This window comes from Paenibacillus sp. SAFN-117 (assembly GCF_051966115.1).
Lineage (GTDB): Bacteria > Bacillota > Bacilli > Paenibacillales > NBRC-103111 > Paenibacillus_L > Paenibacillus_L residui.
In genome coordinates, this window is the sequence record NZ_JBQCLK010000020.1 from 82,187 (window position 1) to 100,974 (window position 18,788).

At 46.9% G+C, this 18,788-nt stretch carries 17 protein-coding genes and 1 other annotated feature; of the genes, 9 read left to right on the forward strand and 8 right to left on the reverse strand.

Going from position 1 to position 18,788, the window contains the following annotated elements; genetic code table 11:
* Positions 1-208: 208 nt before the first annotated feature.
* On the reverse strand, positions 209-1,309 hold the full coding sequence (locus tag ACTHRH_RS14450) for an ABC transporter permease (protein ID WP_144933651.1): 1,101 nt from the start codon (positions 1,307-1,309) through the stop codon (positions 209-211).
* A complete protein-coding gene (locus ACTHRH_RS14455) occupies positions 1,306-2,439 on the reverse strand; it encodes an ABC transporter ATP-binding protein (RefSeq protein ID WP_440416226.1) in 1,134 nt (377 codons plus the stop codon). The genes ACTHRH_RS14450 and ACTHRH_RS14455 overlap by 4 nt, the downstream gene beginning before the upstream one ends.
* A 1,608-nt stretch (positions 2,440-4,047) precedes the next feature.
* Here ACTHRH_RS14455 and rlmD point away from each other — a divergent pair.
* The 8 genes from rlmD to ACTHRH_RS14495 all read left to right on the forward strand — a co-directional run bounded on the left by rlmD (position 4,048) and on the right by ACTHRH_RS14495 (position 11,501).
* Positions 4,048-5,508, forward strand: a complete 1,461-nt coding sequence (gene rlmD, locus ACTHRH_RS14460) for a 23S rRNA (uracil(1939)-C(5))-methyltransferase RlmD (protein ID WP_440416191.1) — start codon at positions 4,048-4,050, stop codon at positions 5,506-5,508.
* 551 nt (positions 5,509-6,059) lie between these two features.
* On the forward strand, positions 6,060-6,413 hold the full coding sequence (locus ACTHRH_RS14465; protein ID WP_235949979.1) for a BlaI/MecI/CopY family transcriptional regulator: 354 nt from the start codon (positions 6,060-6,062) through the stop codon (positions 6,411-6,413).
* A 9-nt stretch (positions 6,414-6,422) separates the two neighbouring features.
* Positions 6,423-6,773 (forward strand): hypothetical protein, encoded by a 351-nt coding sequence (locus ACTHRH_RS14470; RefSeq protein WP_440416194.1) that lies wholly within the window; start codon positions 6,423-6,425, stop codon positions 6,771-6,773.
* The gene (locus ACTHRH_RS14475; protein ID WP_440416196.1) at positions 6,761-7,555 is read left to right on the forward strand and encodes a M56 family metallopeptidase; all 795 of its coding nucleotides are present in this window, start codon (positions 6,761-6,763) and stop codon (positions 7,553-7,555) included. Before ACTHRH_RS14470 ends, ACTHRH_RS14475 begins: the two co-directional genes overlap by 13 nt.
* A gap of 10 nt (positions 7,556-7,565) precedes the next feature.
* Entirely contained in the window at positions 7,566-8,081 is a 516-nt protein-coding gene (locus ACTHRH_RS14480; protein WP_440416198.1) for a hypothetical protein, read from the forward strand.
* Positions 8,082-8,955: 874 nt separating this feature from the next.
* On the forward strand, positions 8,956-9,663 hold the full coding sequence (locus ACTHRH_RS14485; protein WP_440416200.1) for a DNA alkylation repair protein: 708 nt from the start codon (positions 8,956-8,958) through the stop codon (positions 9,661-9,663).
* Entirely contained in the window at positions 9,663-10,256 is a 594-nt protein-coding gene (locus ACTHRH_RS14490) for a hypothetical protein (protein WP_440416202.1), read from the forward strand. The genes ACTHRH_RS14485 and ACTHRH_RS14490 overlap by 1 nt, the downstream gene beginning before the upstream one ends.
* Positions 10,257-10,404: 148 nt before the next feature.
* Positions 10,405-10,627, forward strand: a binding site (T-box leader).
* Positions 10,628-10,694: 67 nt separating this feature from the next.
* The gene (locus ACTHRH_RS14495; protein WP_440416204.1) at positions 10,695-11,501 is read left to right on the forward strand and encodes a class I SAM-dependent methyltransferase; all 807 of its coding nucleotides are present in this window, start codon (positions 10,695-10,697) and stop codon (positions 11,499-11,501) included.
* Between the two features lie 15 nt (positions 11,502-11,516).
* On the opposite strand, the gene ACTHRH_RS14500 is transcribed toward ACTHRH_RS14495, so the two are convergent.
* The 4 genes from ACTHRH_RS14500 to ACTHRH_RS14515 are packed head-to-tail and all read right to left on the reverse strand — an operon-like array spanning position 11,517 to position 14,266.
* Complete coding sequence (locus ACTHRH_RS14500) at positions 11,517-12,389, reverse strand: CPBP family intramembrane glutamic endopeptidase (protein ID WP_144941615.1); 873 nt, start codon at positions 12,387-12,389, stop codon at positions 11,517-11,519.
* Positions 12,390-12,400: 11 nt separating this feature from the next.
* On the reverse strand, positions 12,401-13,027 hold the full coding sequence (locus tag ACTHRH_RS14505; protein ID WP_144941613.1) for an ABC-2 transporter permease: 627 nt from the start codon (positions 13,025-13,027) through the stop codon (positions 12,401-12,403).
* A complete protein-coding gene (locus tag ACTHRH_RS14510; protein ID WP_144941611.1) occupies positions 13,020-13,886 on the reverse strand; it encodes an ABC transporter ATP-binding protein in 867 nt (288 codons plus the stop codon). Before ACTHRH_RS14510 ends, ACTHRH_RS14505 begins: the two co-directional genes overlap by 8 nt.
* Complete coding sequence (locus tag ACTHRH_RS14515) at positions 13,883-14,266, reverse strand: GntR family transcriptional regulator (RefSeq protein WP_144941609.1); 384 nt, start codon at positions 14,264-14,266, stop codon at positions 13,883-13,885. Before ACTHRH_RS14515 ends, ACTHRH_RS14510 begins: the two co-directional genes overlap by 4 nt.
* 158 nt (positions 14,267-14,424) lie before the next feature.
* Between ACTHRH_RS14515 and ACTHRH_RS14520 the strand changes: the two genes are divergently transcribed.
* Complete coding sequence (locus ACTHRH_RS14520; protein WP_440416207.1) at positions 14,425-14,961, forward strand: GNAT family N-acetyltransferase; 537 nt, start codon at positions 14,425-14,427, stop codon at positions 14,959-14,961.
* A gap of 104 nt (positions 14,962-15,065) precedes the next feature.
* Here the strand turns inward: ACTHRH_RS14520 and tkt are convergent, their stop codons facing one another.
* Positions 15,066-17,075 carry a transketolase gene (gene tkt, locus ACTHRH_RS14525; RefSeq protein ID WP_440416209.1) on the reverse strand — a complete coding sequence of 670 codons (2,010 nt, stop codon included), beginning with the start codon at positions 17,073-17,075 and terminating at the stop codon, positions 15,066-15,068.
* 27 nt (positions 17,076-17,102) lie between these two features.
* Positions 17,103-18,782, reverse strand: a complete 1,680-nt coding sequence (locus ACTHRH_RS14530) for a ribulokinase (RefSeq protein ID WP_440416211.1) — start codon at positions 18,780-18,782, stop codon at positions 17,103-17,105.
* Positions 18,783-18,788: the final 6 nt, after the last annotated feature.

Below are 18,788 nucleotides of genomic sequence, written 5' to 3' on the forward strand. Positions count from 1 at the left end.
CCTATTCTACATGTAAACCGCCCGGATGACAAAAAAAGAGTTCCTCTTTCTCAAATATAGTTCTGCACCGGGCGCCGGACCAACCCAAGCGCCGGCCAACGCCCAACGCGCGCCGGGAAGGGCGCGCGTTGGGAAATAAGCATCCGAAATAAGTTATGCCCAAATCACTGAACCGACTGAAGTGTCATTAAGCAGCCGGATTCCATGATCATTCCCACTTGAAGGTGAAAGCCGATACGGCGAAAGCCACAGCCATCCAGCCTCCAAGGAGAAGCGCTTCCGACCAAAGATCCAGCCAGCCGGCCCCAACATTCATAACCTGGCGAAGCGCTGTCGTTAAATGCGAGATAGGCAGCAGCTGAATGACCGGCTGCAGCCATTCGGGCAAGTTTTTGACAGGGAAGAACACTCCCCCCATGAACAGCATGGGAAAAGAGATAAAGCCGGCGATCGGTCCGGCGCTTTCCGGTGTCTTGGCCAAGCTGGCGATGATAAAGCCGATCGATATGAAGGCCAGGGTGCCGAAAATGACGAAGCTGAGCAGAAGCAGCCAGGAACCGTTGATTTGTGTTCCGAACAGCCAACTGGCGATAAGGAGCACAATCGAAGCCTGGAGGGTGCTGAGAATAAGCCTCGCTGAAATTTGCGCCGCAATGAAGCTGGAGGCCTTCAGCGGAGTACTCTGCATTCTGCGGAGAACGCCGCGCTCCCGCCAGGAGGCGATCTGGCCGGCTACCCCGTTCAGGTTGTTGGACATAATCATCATCGCCACGATTCCGGGAACAATGAAATCAATATATTTCAAATTTAACGATTGCACGCCTTCTTCGTGAACTGTGACAACCGGTATGTAGTTCGTCATTTGCTTGCTGATGGCGTCCACGACCTGTGTAACGGCCAATTTGCCGATCTCAGAGGCAGCCATGTTCGTATCGTCATAATAGACCTGGATTTCAGCCGCACGGACCTGCCCGGGTGCGGCATGGAGGGCCGCTTCATAGCCTTGCGGAATAATAACCACCAACTGCTCGTCTCCATGCTTCAGCCTGCTCAACGCTTCTTCCTCATCCGAGCTGATGCGCAATTCAAGCACCTGAGTATTTCGCATGGCTTGGACAAAGGCCCGGGAAGCTTCGCTTCCATCTTTATCAATCAGAACAAGATTCATCGAAAGGGAATTTCCGCTATTAAAGAACAGGCCCAGGATAACCATGAAAAAAACCGGAAACGCCACCGACCAAAGCAGCATCTGCCGATTGCGGGCAAACAGTCTGAGCTGGGCAAGCGTTAACTGCCAATAGCCTTTCATTCTTCTCTCAGACTCCTTCCGGTCATATGAATAAATACATCTTCCAGCGTAGCCGTCCTCGTCTGCAAATCGGTAAGCTGAAGTCCGGCCTCCGAAGCAAATGCTATCAAATCCGTCAATGTCGCTTGCATATGATCGGTGTAGAGGACGTATTTACCGTTCCGGAGGTCGGCCTGCTTCACTTCGTTAAGCTTTCTAAGCCGCTCCAAGAGAAGTGTCCCCTCTGCTTCACCTCCGGGGACTTCCAAGCGGGAACAGTTTTGCGCTTCCGGTGCAGCTTTTGCTGCGTAAGCCGCTTCGTAATGTCCGGCGGCTGCTTCTCCATCGGCAGAAGCGCCCTCGCAGGCTGAATCCGCTTCGGAATGTCCGGCCATTCCCGTACGCCGGTCTATTCCGGTATGTTCCTCCCGCCCGTACCGGCCGTCCCATCCATGGCAGTCGCCGGACAGGCGAAACTCCACCGCATTGCCGGATTCCAGGCTGCGGATCAGCCTCTCGGGAGTATCCAGGGCGATGACTTCTCCCCGGTCCATCAGGCAAATCCGGTCACACAGCACATGAGCCTCATCCATGTAATGGGTGGACAGCACGATCGTCTTGCCAACTCTCTTCAGTTGGAGGATAATTTCCCAGAGAACTCTTCGTGCCTGAGGGTCCAATCCGGTGGTCGGCTCGTCCAGGAAAACGACCAAGGGATCGTTCACCAATGCAAGGGCAATAGCCAGCCTCTGCTTCTGTCCGCCGGACAAATGCTTGACACGGGCGTTCTTTTTGTCCTCGAGAATCATATCCTTAAGCAGCGTCCCTACGGGAACGGACCGTTTATAAAAGCTTGCATACATCCGGATAATCTCATGCACCTTCAACAAATCGAACAAGGAGGTCGATTGAAGCTGAACCCCTATCCTTTCCTTGATCTTGTGAATGTCTCTTTGCGTGTCGAAGCCCGCCAGCACGGCCGTCCCTTCATCCGGCAGGCGGAGGCCCTCCATCATTTCCATCGTCGTTGTTTTGCCGGCCCCATTAGGCCCGAGCAATCCGAACACTTCGCCTTCCATCACCTGAAACGTTACGCCGTTGACGGCCGTGAAGCTCCCGTACCTTTTGACCAGCCGGTTCACCTCAATCATCGGCTTCTTCGTCTGTTTTTCTTCCTTACCCGGGTTCTCCGCGTTCAATTCGCTTCTCCTTTCCCTGGCTGACCACACATTTGCAATAACTTCCATGTAACTGCATAGACTTGCTCACATTTATATGTACCGACACGCATTTCAGGGACTCACCCTACTCTTGCAAACGCCGTCACGCATTACCCATTTTTTGCCATTCCAAACTTTCTTCTATAATAAATAAGCGAATGAATAGACCAAGCTGAAAGTACCTATGCTGAACAATATCCGCATCCCGAATGCCTGTACTTGGCACCGCATCTAACGGCGAATCCGGAAATCCCCACTGGCAGACCAAATTGAGAATGAAAAATGGAATACAAATATTTCCGGTCATTAAACAAAAGCTGCAGATGAAATTTGCTTGCGAATTTTGTAACCTAGTTCTGTATACTAGCAGGACCAGGCTGCCTCGGGTGCAGCTTAATGTTTCACAAAAGGTAGACGGTCAGCGTTACAATCTCAGTATACTATGTCAGTTAACGGGATGCATTCTAATTGTAAGTGAGGTATATTGAGAAAAACGTTGTCATTGAGCCCTTTCGAGTTCTTGTTTTGTCCTGGCTGACATTGTCAAACATTGACGGAACGGAAAATGAAGACTGCCCCTTAAACCTTATCATCTGGTATTGATTTAAAAGGTGCTTGGACGCTCCCCCTTGAAAATCAGGGTAAGCCGGGTGCCGGTGAAGCGGCAGAGGCAAGGCTATCTAAATGGATTTTGTCCAGTTAGCTTGCTCAATGAACCGAAAAAAAGAAAACTACATGGAAAATCCGTCTATTTTCATCATCTGATGGTGTCGCGGTCAGCGGCATGGGGGTCTAAATGGAAAATATCCATCTAGTTTGGGCTAAATGGGTGACATGAAGGAAAATCCGTCTATTTTACCATCTGCAGGCATCGTTGCAAGCGGAGGAGCGGCACGTCTAACTGTATTTTGTACAGGTAGATTCAAGCGAATGGGCGAAAATGATCAAACTAACTGGATAAACTACAGTTAAAATGGGCAACTTTGGGCGAAACGGCTGTTTTGGCGCAAACTAGCTGTAGGTTTTCCAGTTAGATTTCCGTATTTCTTCCGAATATAGAAATCTAACTGTATGAAATCCATTTAGTTTTCAAATTTCACACTATTGAAGCAATTCAACTCTATTCTACCTTGAAAATCCATCCATTTTCATCATCTGATGGTGTCGCGGTCAGCGGCATGGGGGTCTAAATGGAAAATATCCATCAAGTTTGGGCTAAATGGGCGCCATGAAGGAAAATCCTCCATTTTAAATGTATTTTTTCCAGGTAGTCTTACCGTTGATTGCCATTCGCTTCAAAATACCTACATAAAATACGGTTAGTTCGTCTCCCCTATAAAGATCACGTAGTGGAAAGAACATTCTAGCTGCAAAGATAAGAGGTCGCCAAGGCTTGGGCAATGCCTAAATGAGTTTTGGCGTTGGTTTTTTAATCCTGCGGGTTTATTTGTATCTGGGGTATACCAACCTTTCGTACAATGTAACAAAAATAACATCTATTGGTTTTTATATCGGACTTAGTTGGAGTTGAACAAATCGATGAATCATTCTCATAAAACAATGAGGCAAACTCGCCCTTCCAAAAAGGCGGGTCCCCCAAAGTCAAAACAGGCAATGCCTAAGCAAGGGGCAGCTAAAGAGGCGGAATCCATCCGGACCGGGGACCCGATTATCGTCACCGTCAAAAGGCTGGGCATCAACGGAGAGGGCGTCGGCTATTATAAAAGAAAAGCGGTGTTTATACCGGGCGCCTTGCCGGGAGAAGTGATCAAGGCAACCGTGACGAAGGTTGAGCCTACCTTCCTGACGGCCGCTATTCGGCAAATTGAGAAACGGTCTCCCTACCGCCGGCAACCGGAATGTCCGGTCTATGAGCAGTGCGGGGGCTGCCAGCTTCAGCATTTCAGCTATGAAGGACAGTTGAAAGCGAAGGAAGAGCTGGTCCGGGAGGCTTTCAACCGTTATCTGGGCGAAGAAGTTCCCATACGACCGATTAAAGGAATGGACCATCCCTGGAGCTACCGCAACAAGGCCCAGCTCCAGGTCGGAACCGAAGGCGGGCGCCTTCTGACCGGACTTTATTCCGCAGGAACTCGCAAGCTTGTCGATATATCGGGATGCCCGATCCAGCATCCCGAAATCAACAAGACCATCCGGACGGTCCGCGAAATATTGGAGAGGCTGAACATTCCCGCCTATCATGAACGGACACGTCGAGGAGTGATCCGCACCATCGTGGCCCGGATCTCCTTCGCCACGGACGAGGTGCAGCTGACCCTCGTCACGGCCGGCGACGAGCTGCCGCAGCAGGACCGGCTCGTTACCGCGATCCGCCAAGAGCTGCCGAAGGTGACCAGCGTCGCCCAGAACGTCAACCCGGGCCGCACCCCGCTCGTGTTCGGAGACATCACCCGAACGTTGTGGGGGTCGGGGCGGATGGAGGAAACACTGGGCGATGTCCGGTTCTCGCTGTCTCCGCGCGCATTCTTCCAGTTGAACCCGGCACAGACGGTTCATCTGTACAACTACGTGCGCGAGGCGGCAGCGCTAACCGGCGATGAGCTGGTCATCGACGCGTATTGCGGCACGGGCACGATCGGCCTGTGGCTGGCGCCGTTCGCCCGCGAGGTGCGCGGCATCGAGGCGGTGCCGGAGGCGGTCGAGGACGCCCGCAGCAACGCCCGCCTGAGCGGGCTCGACAACGCCGGCTTCTACGCGGGCGAGGCCGAGCGGCTGCTGCCGGAGTGGGTCCGACAAGGCATCCGTCCGGATGTCGTTGTCGTGGACCCGCCGCGCACCGGCTGCGACCGCAAGCTGCTGCAGGCGATCGCCCAGGCCAAGCCGCGTCGGCTCGTGTACGTGTCCTGCAATCCTTCGACATTGGCAAAGGATTGCAAGGTGCTCGCCGGCGCAGGCTTCCGCATCGAGTGGGTGCAGCCGGTGGATATGTTCCCGCAAACGTCACATGTGGAGTGCTGTGTGTCGCTCGTAAGGAAGTAGTATTTTGAGAGCCGCATTTACCTATTAGACGAAGCCCAGGCGCTGTTGGCGCTTGGGCTTTAATTTTGCATTCCACAGAGGTAATAATGCAACCTATAAGGCTCTAGCAGTTAGTCCTATTGGTGAATTAGATGTTGACTACAGTTGTTTTCTCTAGGTAATGAGGAAGGTAAGTTTCATTTTGCAATATATAATTAATTTCTTACGGCTATTGCTTATACTTGTGATGAATCACATGAAACTTTCGTTAATTTGCTTTTCAAGTCGCTTCAATTTCTTCGCTACTGCACCTTGCGATTCTGCGACTTTGCCTTCAACGACACCGAACGGTATCCTTGGCTATGGCTTGCAAGTTATCTTTTACGGTTTTTCAAAAACAACCAAATGGGTTGGGAGAATAGCGGCATCTCGGTGCCGCGAGTACTTATAACAAAATACGATGTTAGAAAATTACAGAATCTTCTCGACAAAGCAATTCTACTTCAGTAGAATGAAAATAAAGATTTCTACTAGAGTAGAACGATGGAGAAACGGGGGGTTTTCATTTGGTTATGAAGCTATTCGATAGCGAGCTTAATATTATGGAAATCTTGTGGAAAGAAGGCGATACCCCAGCAAAGAGAATTGCAGAAATTGCAAAAGAAAAAGTAGGTTGGAGTAAAACAACAACGTATACCATCATCAAGAGATGCCTTGATAAAGGGGCGATCGAGCGGCAGGAGCCTAATTTCGTTTGCCATGCGCTTGTTACACGAGAGCAAGCGCAAGAACACGAAACAACAGAATTAATAAATAAAATGTATGATGGCGCCCCCGATAGACTAATTGCGTCATTATTGGGGCAGAAACGGCTATCGACGGAGGAAATTAACCGCTTAAAACGTCTAATCGATAGTTTGGAATGAGGTGAGTGAATGTCGTTACTTCAAATAAGTATCTCGGCTTCTGTCTTTATTCTTGCAGTTATTTTCTTACGTTCCTTGCTTATTCACAAGCTGCCCAAAATGACCTTTATGTTTCTTTGGGGTGTTGCACTAATTCAATTGCTGGTACCTGTTTCAGTTCAATCGCAATTTAGCATTTTTACGGCAGTGGAACATTTAAGCAGAATGTTTACAACGCCAAAATTGGTTTCCACGACAGAAAGTTCAACATTTATTAATGGAACCACGGTAATCATGCCACCAATAACAGAACATTTGACCGAGCCGATTTTGCCATTGAAGACGGCTTCACAAATATCGCCTTTTGTATGGGTGTGGTAGTTGGTTTTACATTGTGTGCTTTATTTTTTATCATTCCGCATTTAAGGTATCGCAAAATCTACAAAATGGCTGTGCCTATTAGAAACGAATTTATAAAAAAATGGCAGCATTCAAATTTGTTACGGCGAGATGTTAAAATCAGGCAACTAGATAATATTTCAACTCCGCTTACATACGGTATTTTTCGGCCTGTTGTACTCTTGCTGAAAAATTTAGACTATGACGAAGAGAAACAGCTTGCGCTTATCCTGACCCACGAATTTACGCACATCAAGCGATTCGACACACTAATGAAATGGATTCTTGCCACTAGCGTATGCGTCCATTGGTTCAACCCTTTGGTATGGGTTATGTATATCCTTGCCAACCGTGATATCGAGCTATTCTGTGATGAAACTGTCATACGAAAATTTGGGGAAAACACGAAACCTGCTTATGCTAGGGCACTTGTGCGTTTGGAAGAAAAGAAAATCGGTTTGTCGCCGATGATTAGTAGCTTTTCCAAAAGCTCGACCGAAGAAAGGATTATATCGATCATGAAAACCAAGAAAATCACCCTCGCTACGACGCTGCTCGCTATTGGGCTTGCAGCCTGTGTTGTTGTCATCTTTGCAACTTCTGCATTGGACAAAACGGAATCTTCTGCGGGTGTCGAAAATCCTATAGCCGAACCTTCAGCCGATATAATGCCTGCATTATATCAAGGTGCCCTCACTACCGAAATAGTGCCCGCATTATCTCAAGTTAATGCCGCACGATTTAACATTCAACAAGAAACATGATGTACCGAAGTTGATAGACAGCCTAATGGCTTCAAAGTATCGTGCAGTTTATATGGACAACGAAATATATCTTCGTGTCATGATGGATAACACAGTACAGATAAGCAAAGATAATGGCGCAGTTTGGAAAAAATATGATACAGATGAAGTCGATGCAAAAGAATTTGCAAAATGGCTGCTGATCAATGATCCGATTCCGGGCTATTCCATGAAAGAAGTTCAGAGTCGCTTGGCAAACGGGGCAGAAGTAAAACATTTAGTGTTTGAAAATAAAAAGGAGATGTATTTCATAATCGACAGGAACGGCGTACAGATTGAGCTTGTACAGCCTGAAAAAATATCTTCTGTCCTGATCGACGGTCAAAGAATGATGATTACTTCCGCTATATCCGCCCAGATGCTGAAATCATTTTATGACTTGTTAGTATCGAACAATATCCTTTCGGAAACTCTTGCAAAACAAGATTATTCGGAAAGAATTAAGTATCTTGAAAAAAATCTCCCTAACTTTATCGTCACGAAATAAAGGTGGGTTGCCGTTTTTTGAAGAATTAATCGGCGTCGCTCTAAATGATCGGCGTCTATTCGTTTTTGAAACTGAAATTCAAACGTAATCGCGAAGGGGTACACCGGGGGAACGGGTGTATGTCGGCGCCACAAAAGGCGCACTTAAATTAACGCGCAATTTTTCGAAATGTCGTGTTCCATATTGTGACATTGTCAATCATAGTTAGGCCTTTTTATGATTCTTCGGTTTTGTTAGTTGGAAGCATTACACCCACCTCAAAGCCTAGGATGCTATTTACGGAAATTGAAAAGTCGTTACACTTAAGTGTTGCAAGTCCATGTGTTATTCATGCAATAACATACTCGGGATGTTTAACATTGAACGGTGTTGTGCAGGCATCAGAAAAAGCGACGGGTACCTCTTAGTCAACAAGAGGACGCTCCCGGACCTTCACTTTGGATACGTCCTCCTCACTATACTCCACTTCCAATTATTAATTAATGAACGTACTCGGGTAGCATGTAATACTTAAGGAGGAGCTCTATTTTAATCTAAGCACTAAGAAAACAGATTCATCATTTTTTCGAGCCTCACCATCATTATAGCTCTCGATTCCGGAGATTTCTAATCTGTACAAAGAGATTTCTTTCCTCCCTTGTCCACTTTTTTTCGGAAAAAGGTCAGTTTTAAACTTCAAAATGAAACGAATGATAGAGGGGCATGTTCCTATTCCCAACTCAACACATGTGGAGTGTACAGTGCTGCTTAAATGGAAGAGGGTTTATTTTCCGGAATGCTATTTGTTAATTAGGTATGGAAAGTAACGGTGCATGGACAGCCTTTGATTAAGGAAAGGAAGTTCGACTAAGCTTAAAGAAGGGAGTGTTAAACAATGGATTTTGAAATGGTGATGCAGGAGCTTGAAGCTCTTAGTAACGAACGACTCAAGAAGATGTATATATCCAACGGTGCACATGAACCGCTTTTTGGCGTGGCGACAGGCAAGATGAAGCCCATTTTCAGAAAAACTAAAATCAATCAACCTCTGGCCGAGCAGCTTTACGCAACAGGGAACTACGACGCCATGTACTTTGCCGGCATCATTGCTGATCCGAAAGTGATGACCGAGGCGGATTTTGAGCGTTGGATGGACGGGGCTTATTTTTATATGCTATCCGATTACGTGGTGGCGGTAACGTTGGCGGAAACCGATATTGCGCAAGCAGTCGCCGATAAATGGATCGCAAGCGGCGAAGAGTTGAGAATGTCGGCGGGCTGGAGCTGTTACTGCTGGCTTTTGGGCAGTCGGCCTGACTCTGAGTTTGCCGAAGGCAAAATCGCTAACCTGTTGGGGGTTGTGGAAAAAACGATTCACGATGCACCCGAACGAGCGAAATACGCGATGAGCAATTTTATGTACACAGTCGCTGTATCTTATTTGCCGCTCCATGATAAGGCTGTCGAAACGGCTAAGGCGGTAGGCCCGGTCGAAGTCCAAAAAGACAAGAAGAAAAGCAAATTGTTGAACGCCTCCGAAAATATCCAAAAGTCAATAAATAGAGGGCAGCTTGGGTTCAAACGCAAATATGTGAGATGTTGATGTTTAGTGTGCTGCATTCAGCAACGGTGCAGGTGGAGTATAGTGTTGATGACGAAGAGGAGCGGATCGTCGGAATGCTGGGGACTGTGGTGTGGCCTTTGGCGACGGCGGTTAAGGAGGGGAAAAAAATGGCGTTGGAGCATGAATTTTACCTCATTCCTAATACAATAGATGTAGAACGTTTATGGATGAATAGAGTAAATAATCCTAAAATTATCGATAGTGTAGTGATTCATGATGACATTATTCAATACGTTAGCGACACATTAAAATGGATTCCAAGCAGAAATCCGGAGCTACATGGGACACCGATTAGTACAGGGATTAACTATTACGGTGTGACCCTTTTTGATAAGGATTCCGCTATTATTTTAAAAAGCATATTTTCCTCTTGGAGAGACTTATTTCTGAACTCACCGGCAGTATTAGAGCTTACAGGAGAATTTGTTATGGTTCAGGATGGGGAACAATCGGGTCATTATGAAAAGTTAGCTTATAATCGAAATGAAATTATTCACCAATTCGAAAAGATCATTTCATTTTCCGATAGATTGTCCGAAGGTAAATTTTATCTATACCATTGTGGAATATAGAGCTTGCTGTCTGCTGCCTTTCCCGCCTACGGATATACGAAAGGCCTTCATAATATTGACGGTTAAGGGACGAGAGCAGCCGCCGAAAGCTAAGTATCTGTTGACAGGTAGTATTTGGAAGCGCTATACTGGGTTAAATTCAATATCGTTAAACGCTATGACTGGGAGTATTAAGGCTTGACTATTGTCCAGAGAACTGTCGTATCGGTGCGAGACAGTCAATGGTTTCCCCAACTCACCCATGAGCGGTAAGGCTGAATTCGGCAGGCCTTAACGGATACCCCCGTCATCAGGTTTGAAGATGGTTCGCTTATCTGAATCCAACGAATCAATAAGAGTGGTACCGCGAAGGAAAACCTATCGCCTCTTTGCAGGCAATAGGTTTTTTTTGATTTCAGTTTGAACAAACCAATTAAAATGATGGGCAGGTGCAATCGGATGAAAAACGTGATTGATTATTATTCCCGTTTTGACGAGTGGGGCAGGCTGGATAGGGAACCTATTGAGTTTATCATTAACTGGCATTACATTAAACAATACTTACCACCCCATGGCAATGTACTGGATAATGGAGCAGGACCCGGAAAATATTCTATGGAGTTAGCAAGACATGGATTCAATGTAACTCTTTCGGATTTAACGCCCGGATTAGTTGAAATGGCTAAGGTGAAGGCAGACGAACTGGGATTAACGAAACACTTCAAGGGCTTTCATGTGTTAAATGCTGCCAATTTAGACGAATTACCCAATGAGGAATTTGATGCTTCCCTCATGTTAGGGCCTCTTTACCATTTGCAAAGGGAAGAAGATCGAATTAACGCTGTAACAGAGTTATTCCGCGTTACAAAAAAGGGAGGCATCGTCTTCGTCGCATTTCAGAGTAGGATGAGAATGACAATTACTTCCTTGCAATACCCACAACACTGGAAGCCAAACGACACTATGGATTCAATAAATGAGTTCCGCGCTACTGGAATTTTTAATCACGCAGATAAAGGCCGATTTACGGGGGCTTATTACTTCAACATCAATGATATCAAGCCCTTCATGGAAAGCCATGGGTTTGAAACCGTTGATTTGATTGGTTCCTCTAGTATCGGCGGGTTGATTAGTAACGAACAAAGGCAGTTTTGGGAAGAAAAAGGTGAGTCACAGAAGTTGATGAATTTACTTATTGAACTTGCCAAGGATCCCTCTGTATTAGGCATTTCAACTCATTTGTTGTATATCGGCAGAAGGAAATAACTTACCCAAAAAAGGTTAAAGCTTTCGAATGACTCCCCTTTTCTGTATCAAACGCTTCACACCCAGGATAACGAGCGATAAAATGATGCCCCCGATAATCATCATACTGATAGAGAGTAAGGCGCCGACTCCAGGCTCGGATTCACGGAAGGTTATGATTGGCGGTACGCGATATTGATATGGCGAGACGACAAACCTCATGATTTCCAAGTAGGCGAGGTGAAAACCGATCGATGCCCAGAGACTCCCGGTCCATAGACGAAGCAGCTGCAAACATATTCCGAAGCATGCAATTAATAGGATATAAAAAATATTAATGGATACTCCGGGAGCAAGACCAACAAGCGCTTGAATCTGGGCAACGGCTACAGTGACAGATACAAACAGCAGGGTTTGAAGCAATACGGATAACCATGCGGCGAATCGATGACGCAGGACATCGTACAGCATACCCCGCAATCCGAGCTCCTCCGGCAAAGCTTCATAGAAAAAAGCAAATAAAAGATTGATGAGCAGCGCAACAAACCACTGGTCGGGGGCATGCCATTTTTCAATAACGATCCACCCTTGCAAACCGGCTATAATGAAACCCAATGAAGCCAATGCAATGGCCAAGAGAATGCCGGTAATAAAGTGATTTAGCCTTTTCCAGGAATATACCGGCGTCTCCGGTTTATCGCCGGCCATCCGATAGACATGCTGATACAAATAGAAAATGATAGGAACGACGAGCCCGCTCATGACAAAACCTTTAACGAATGATTGAGAATTTCTTGATAGTCCGAACCACTGTTCAGCGACATCGCCGGAAAGCGCAGCCAGGAAGAGACTCACGACTAATGTTGCCCATCCGGCGAGCATATAAAGTATCCATTTCTTATCTTTCATTATGCGTTCTCCTATAAGTCTTTTCTATTGAACAGTTTTACAGTTAAATAATAAGAAGCAATGAACAGCAGCAAGATACCGAGCAGGATCAGATATAACGCTCCGTCGCCCCCCAAACTATTCCCATTTATCATATTCATAACAACAGCCGTAGGCTGCGCCAGAGCTATCATGATTATGAAGAATACGGCATTGATAATAGCGGTTCCTTTCTTGCTGAATGCGTAAAAGAGCGGCAAATAGACGGAAGCCAGAACAAGCACTATACCTGCGGGGCCCAGAATGTCCATGACGGTATAGTCCGGTTTATTAAGCTCTGGAACGGCTAGTTTAACCAGCCAGTGAATCCCGTAAGAAGCAAGGACTCCAAAAAGCATATAAATGATGGCTGTTATATATTTGGCTTGCACAATATGCTTGCGTTTAACGGGCAGCGTAACCAGGAAATTATGGTTATGGTTTTTGATATCGATCATCGTACCGTGACTAAGTGTCGCGAAAGCCGTATAGATCCCCACAATGTGAATAGATGATGAAAGCTTCGGTATAAAAACGGCACTGAATACAACAAGATACAGCATAGTCATCCATAGCGAGCTTTTTAAAGCGATGAAATCTTTGCGAAGCAGGTTAAGCATGAATTCGTTCCCCCTTGGCGGTAAAATACATGATGTCTTCTAAGGTGGGTTTGGTCAGAACAGCATAATCGCCAAATAACTGTGCGGCCTCCTCCTTGTTGTCCACCAAGCCCTCGAAACCAACAGAGGTCTCGCGAATCCCGATAAATTTATTGCGAATATCGGAATCAAGCAGCTCCGAGTCGCCTTTAACGATCGCGTATCTCTCGAGCACTTCATCTTTCGCTTCATTAAATACGAGCTTGCCGCGATGGATGAAAGCAATGTAGTCGGCGATACGGTCCAAATCCGTCGTGATATGGGTCGAGAAGATAATCGAGTTTCTCTCGTCCTGCATCATATCCGCAAGCAGATCCAGCATCTCCCTTCTAAACACGGGATCAAGGCCAGAGGTCGGCTCATCCATGATTAGGAGCTCGGCTTCATGCGATAAAGCGACGGCAAGGGAAAACTTGACTTTCATCCCCTTGGATAACTGTCCAATCTTCTTCTCGGGGGACAACTCGAACTGTTCAAGATAGCCGTTAAACTTCTTTTCATTCCACTTCTTATAGAATGGCGCGATGATCTTCTTCATGTCGCGAATCGTAAGATGCTCATAATAGAAGCAATCATCCGACACGATGCCGATACGCTGCTTAATGTCGATTTCATGTTTAGACATATCGCGGCCCAATATTGTGATACTCCCGGAGTCCGGATGGATAATACCAAGCATCATCTTGATCAAGGTGCTCTTGCCGACGCCATTCGGACCAATGAGTCCGGTAATGTAGCCCTGTTTCACATCCAAAGAGACATCATCGACCGTAAATTGCGGGTAGGTTTTCGTTAGATTACGTAATTCTATGGCATTCATGGTGTCTGTTCCTCCTCGAACAATAAAGTGAGATGGTCGATGACCTCTTGTTGATTCATATTTAACTCCTTGCTTTCCCGAATGATCTCTATCATTTTCTCTTCCAGTCGTTTCATGCGCTGCTCCCGAATGAAATCTTTATTTGCTCCCGATACGAAACTGCCCTTCCCTACGACTGAGTCGATCAGCTTCTCTTTCTCCAGCTCTTCATAGGCACGCTTGGTCGTAATAACGCTAACCTGCAAATCTTTCGCCAGCTGCCTGATGGAGGGAAGGCTGTCCCCTGCACGTAATTCACCGCTCAGAATACTCTGTCTAATCTGGTTCATAATCTGTATATAAATCGGATCGCTCGATGCATTGGATATAATAATATTCAGATTCCTTCACCTCACTGCCGTCAACATAGTGAATACCGTATATATATAATATATACACTATTCACCCCTTCGTCAATCAATAATTTATTTGTATTTGAACCTGGTTTCATCGTGTAATATAGGGAATATAAGCTATACGACTAAGGAGACAACTATTTATGAACATTACCATCAGAAAAGAACGGCCCGAGGATTATAAGATTACTGAATCCGTAGTACAGAATGCATTTGCCAATATGGAGCACAGTGATAAGAAAGAACATGAATTGGTATCCCGAATCAGAGAGACGGACGGATTCATCCCTGACTTGTCTTTAGTAGCCGTTAATGAAAACAATAAAGAAATTGTCGGACATATTCTTCTATCCGCAATAAAAATTGTTGAAGGTAATCAAATTGCGGAGTCGCTTGCTCTTGCTCCTGTTTCCGTTTTACCGGATTATCAAAATAAAAGCATAGGAAGGTTATTGATTCTAGAAGCATTACACAAGGCCAAAGAACTCGGGCACCCTTCTGTCATTGTCATGGGACACCCGGAATATTATCCGAAGTTCGGCTTCCAAAGAGCGTCTCTGTGGTCGATAAAAGCTCCATTCGAAGTGCCGGATGAAGCATTTATGGCAATAGAGCTGCGTGAAGGTTCTCTCGAACATGTTTCTGGAGTTGTTGAGTATCCAAGCGTATTCTTTGAATAAGCAAAAAAGCTGCAGACATCATGTCTGCAGCTTTTGATTATGAAACTCTTATAGATGATCACAATTTCGGAAGCTCTGACTAAATTCCAACTGTACCGCCACACTTAATGAACATCAAGCAGATTCTTCACACGTTTGGCAATTTCGCTTACGTTGAAGCCGTACTTTTCGATTATCGTGTCTCCCGGAGCGGAAGCTCCGAATCGGTCAATCGCAATAATATCGCCTTCATGGCCTACATATCGTTCCCAGCCGAGAGAGGAAGCCATCTCGATGGCAACCCGTTTGGTAACCGATGGGGGCAAGACGGAATGTTTATATTCTACACTTTGCTTCTCAAAGCGATCCCAAGACGGCATGCTGACAACCGCTACATCGATTTGTTCTTCGGCTAGCGCTTGTTGAACCTGTACGGCAAGATGAACCTCGGAGCCGGTAGCCAGCAATAAAGCTTGCGGACGATCCGATCTCCCTTTGGAGATCACGTAAGCCCCTTTGGAAACCCCCTCATAAGCCAGCAGATGGGTATCATTCATGGTAGGCAGATTTTGCCGGCTGAGCACCAGTGCAGTTGGAGTGTCCTTGGATTCTATCGCTAATCTCCAGGCCGCTTTCGTTTCGTTGGCATCCGCCGGACGAATGACGGACAAGTTAGGCATCGCTCTCAAGGAGGCCAACTGTTCAATGGGCTCGTGGGTCGGTCCATCCTCACCTACCGCAATACTATCGTGTGTAAAGACATAGGTAACCGGCAAGCCCATAAGGGCTGCCAAACGAATGGCCGGACGCAAATAATCGGAGAAGACAAAAAATGTGCCGGCATACGGTTTTAACCCGCCATGCAGAGCCAATCCGTTGAGTATGGCCCCCATGGCAAACTCCCGGACTCCGAACCAAATGTTTTTCCCGTGATAGGATTGCGGCAGGAACGGCTCTGTATGTTTGATCATTGTTTTATTGGAGCTGGCAAGGTCGGCGGACCCGCCGATGACGCTCGGTAACTCTTTAGCCAGCACGTTGATGATTTGTTCGGAAACGGCACGGCTTGCCGCAGAGCTTCCGAACGGATATTGGGGCAGGATTGCATCCCAATCGGGTGTGAAACGATCTTCGATGACCGCCTGAAGCTGCTTGGCCAGATCGGGATAAGCAAGAGCATACTTTTCCCACAGCTCCTGCCATGCTTTTTCTTGATTCATTCCTCTTAGGGCAACTTCCTCATGGAAATGAGCGTACACTTCCTCCGGAACATGGAACGGCGACTCGTGAGTCCATTGCAATGCCTGTTTCGTCAATCTCGCTTCCTCGGTACCTAACGGCGAGCCGTGCGAAGCGGATTTGCCGGCTTTGTTCGGCGAACCGTAACCGATCGTCGTCTTGATTTCGATAAGCGCAGGCTTGGTCAGATCAGCTTGGGCAAGCTCCAGAGCACGTGAAATTTGCTCAGTATCATTCCCATCCGCTACCTTGATATATTGCCAGCCTTGGGCTTCAAATCTTTGCTTTACGTCTTCGGAAAACGACATATTCAGCTCGCCATCCAAAGAGATATCGTTGGAATCGTACAGCACGATTAATTTGCCCAATTTCAAATGTCCGGCAAGCGAGGCAGCTTCGTAGGAGACACCTTCCATCAAATCTCCATCGCCGCAAATGACATACGTAAAGTGATCGACAACGCTCAAACCAGGTTGATTGTACACGGCGGCGAGATGCTGTTCTGCCATTGCGATACCTACAGCAGTAGCCATGCCTTGACCAAGAGGACCCGTAGTCGCCTCGACTCCTGGCGTATGCCTATATTCCGGATGACCCGGCGTCTTGCTCTGCCACTGGCGGAATTGCTTTAAATCTTCCATAGATACTGCATAGCCGGAAAGATGCAGTAAACTGTAAAGCAGGCTCGAGCCGTGACCGGCTGACAGAACGAAGCGGTCGCGGTTGAACCAGGCCGGATTGGTCGGATTATGATTCATAAATCGGGTCCACAGCGTATATGCCATAGGGGCGCAGCCCAGGGGCATGCCGGGATGTCCCGAATTGGCCTGTTCTATCATATCAATGGCTAAGCTGCGCAGCGACAGAACAGATAACTGTTCAATGTTGGTCATCATATGCACGTCCTTTGTAGTATTAAATGATTATCTATGAAATTCCTCAATCGATTGAGCCAGCTTCATATACTGCCCGTATTTCATCGCGTAGTCCTGCTGTTTGTCGGGATTCGGATAATAATCCGCCTCATAGGGTTCGCAATAAATTTGCTGTGCTTCTTCGATGCTTGCGAACAAACCGGCCGCGACTGCGGCATATATCGCCGCCCCTTTGGCACAGACTTGATCTTCTTTACTGATCATAATAGGCCGGCCTAATACGTCGCTCATTATTTGCATAATGTAAGGCGATTTTTTGGCGATCCCGCCAATCACGATGATGCGGTCGATTCGCAGTCCGTTTTCTATGAAACTGTCAAAAATACGCTTTGCACCAAAAACGGCGGACATAATAAGCGCCTGATAAATAGCGGGTGCGGTGCTTCCTAAATGGAGTCCCGCCATCGTTCCTTTAACATTTTCATTCAATACGGGATAACGTCTGCCGTTAAACCAATCCAGAGCGGTGATCTGGTTGGCTGCAAGCAGCGGGATTTCCTTCGCGGCCTCTTCAAGCCGATAGAGCAGCTCCTTCGAGCATTGTTCCTGCAGCAGCTTCTTCTGCTCTTCCGATATCACTTCGCTATGCTGAAGCATTTGCTCGACCGGCCACAGCATGAGGGATTTGAACCATGCAAATATATCGCCAAATGCAGCTTGTCCTGCTTCAATCCCTACATATCCCGGGACGATGGAATGCTCAGCCATTCCGCATACATGCTTCATCTCTTTATTTTTCAAGCGTTCAGGCAGCTCCATCATCATATCGACGGTTGAAGTTCCCGCAACCTTTACCAAAGTATAAGGCCGGATCCCGGCTCCTACCGCTCCGGCATGAGCATCGAAAGAGCTCCCGGATATAATGACTTGTTCATTTATGCCCAATTGTGCGGCCCATGCTTTGGAAATGATGCCTGCGGCCGAATCGGCATGCCGGGGTCCGGAACCGTATCTTTGCTTCACTAATACTAAATACGGGTCCAATTGCTGTAGACATTCTTCCGACGGCAAACCGTTAAAAGCGCTGTGCCAAAGAGCTTTATGACCTGCAGCACAAGAAGAGCGATACATCGTCAGCGGATCGGTTTGGCCGGTCAGCAGGCCCACAAACCAATCGCAATGTTCCATCCACGTATAAGCGGCTTGTCTCACTCTTTCATCTTTTCTTATCGTGTGCAGGATTTTGGCCCAAAACCATTCTGAAGAATAAGTGCCCTGATATTTCGTATAGTCAACGGAAGAAGTGGAAAAGACTGCGTTAATCTCTTCCGCTTCTGCAATAGCGGTATGATCCTTCCACAAATGAAACATGGCATTCGGGTTATCTGCAAATTCGGCCTTTAACGCCAAAGGAACTCCCGCTTCATCGATTGGACATGGCGTTGAACCGGTCGTATCTATTCCGATTCCGCCCAAACGCTGTCCGGCATGCTCGCCGGCACCGCTGAGCGCGGACTTAAAAGCGGCAGTGAAGGCCTCGATATAATCCAAGGGATGCTGCCGGTATTGACTGATCTCATCGCTGCAATACAGTCTTTGTGACCAACGCGGGTAAGCGCAGGATCCTTCGGAAAGGGTTCTGCCGGTCGCCCCGTCTACCATAACGACTCTTACCGAATCGCTGCCGAAATCAACCCCAGCTACCATTTTGCTAGATCTATTTTCCAAGTCAAA

What these genes read in the sequence shown, in the direction of transcription:
- ACTHRH_RS14450 (WP_144933651.1), bottom strand. Translation starts at nt 1,309, where the DNA reads ATGAAAGGCTATTGGCAGTTAACGCTTGCCCAGCTCAGACTGTTTGCC.
- ACTHRH_RS14455 (WP_440416226.1), bottom strand. Translation starts at nt 2,439, where the DNA reads ATGATTGAGGTGAACCGGCTGGTCAAAAGGTACGGGAGCTTCACGGCC.
- rlmD (WP_440416191.1), top strand. Translation starts at nt 4,048, where the DNA reads ATGAATCATTCTCATAAAACAATGAGGCAAACTCGCCCTTCCAAAAAG.
- ACTHRH_RS14465 (WP_235949979.1), top strand. Translation starts at nt 6,060, where the DNA reads ATGAAGCTATTCGATAGCGAGCTTAATATTATGGAAATCTTGTGGAAA.
- ACTHRH_RS14470 (WP_440416194.1), top strand. Translation starts at nt 6,423, where the DNA reads ATGTCGTTACTTCAAATAAGTATCTCGGCTTCTGTCTTTATTCTTGCA.
- ACTHRH_RS14475 (WP_440416196.1), top strand. Translation starts at nt 6,761, where the DNA reads ATGGGTGTGGTAGTTGGTTTTACATTGTGTGCTTTATTTTTTATCATT.
- ACTHRH_RS14485 (WP_440416200.1), top strand. Translation starts at nt 8,956, where the DNA reads ATGGATTTTGAAATGGTGATGCAGGAGCTTGAAGCTCTTAGTAACGAA.
- ACTHRH_RS14490 (WP_440416202.1), top strand. Translation starts at nt 9,663, where the DNA reads ATGTTTAGTGTGCTGCATTCAGCAACGGTGCAGGTGGAGTATAGTGTT.
- ACTHRH_RS14495 (WP_440416204.1), top strand. Translation starts at nt 10,695, where the DNA reads ATGAAAAACGTGATTGATTATTATTCCCGTTTTGACGAGTGGGGCAGG.
- ACTHRH_RS14500 (WP_144941615.1), bottom strand. Translation starts at nt 12,389, where the DNA reads ATGAAAGATAAGAAATGGATACTTTATATGCTCGCCGGATGGGCAACA.
- ACTHRH_RS14505 (WP_144941613.1), bottom strand. Translation starts at nt 13,027, where the DNA reads ATGCTTAACCTGCTTCGCAAAGATTTCATCGCTTTAAAAAGCTCGCTA.
- ACTHRH_RS14510 (WP_144941611.1), bottom strand. Translation starts at nt 13,886, where the DNA reads ATGAATGCCATAGAATTACGTAATCTAACGAAAACCTACCCGCAATTT.
- ACTHRH_RS14520 (WP_440416207.1), top strand. Translation starts at nt 14,425, where the DNA reads ATGAACATTACCATCAGAAAAGAACGGCCCGAGGATTATAAGATTACT.
- tkt (WP_440416209.1), bottom strand. Translation starts at nt 17,075, where the DNA reads ATGATGACCAACATTGAACAGTTATCTGTTCTGTCGCTGCGCAGCTTA.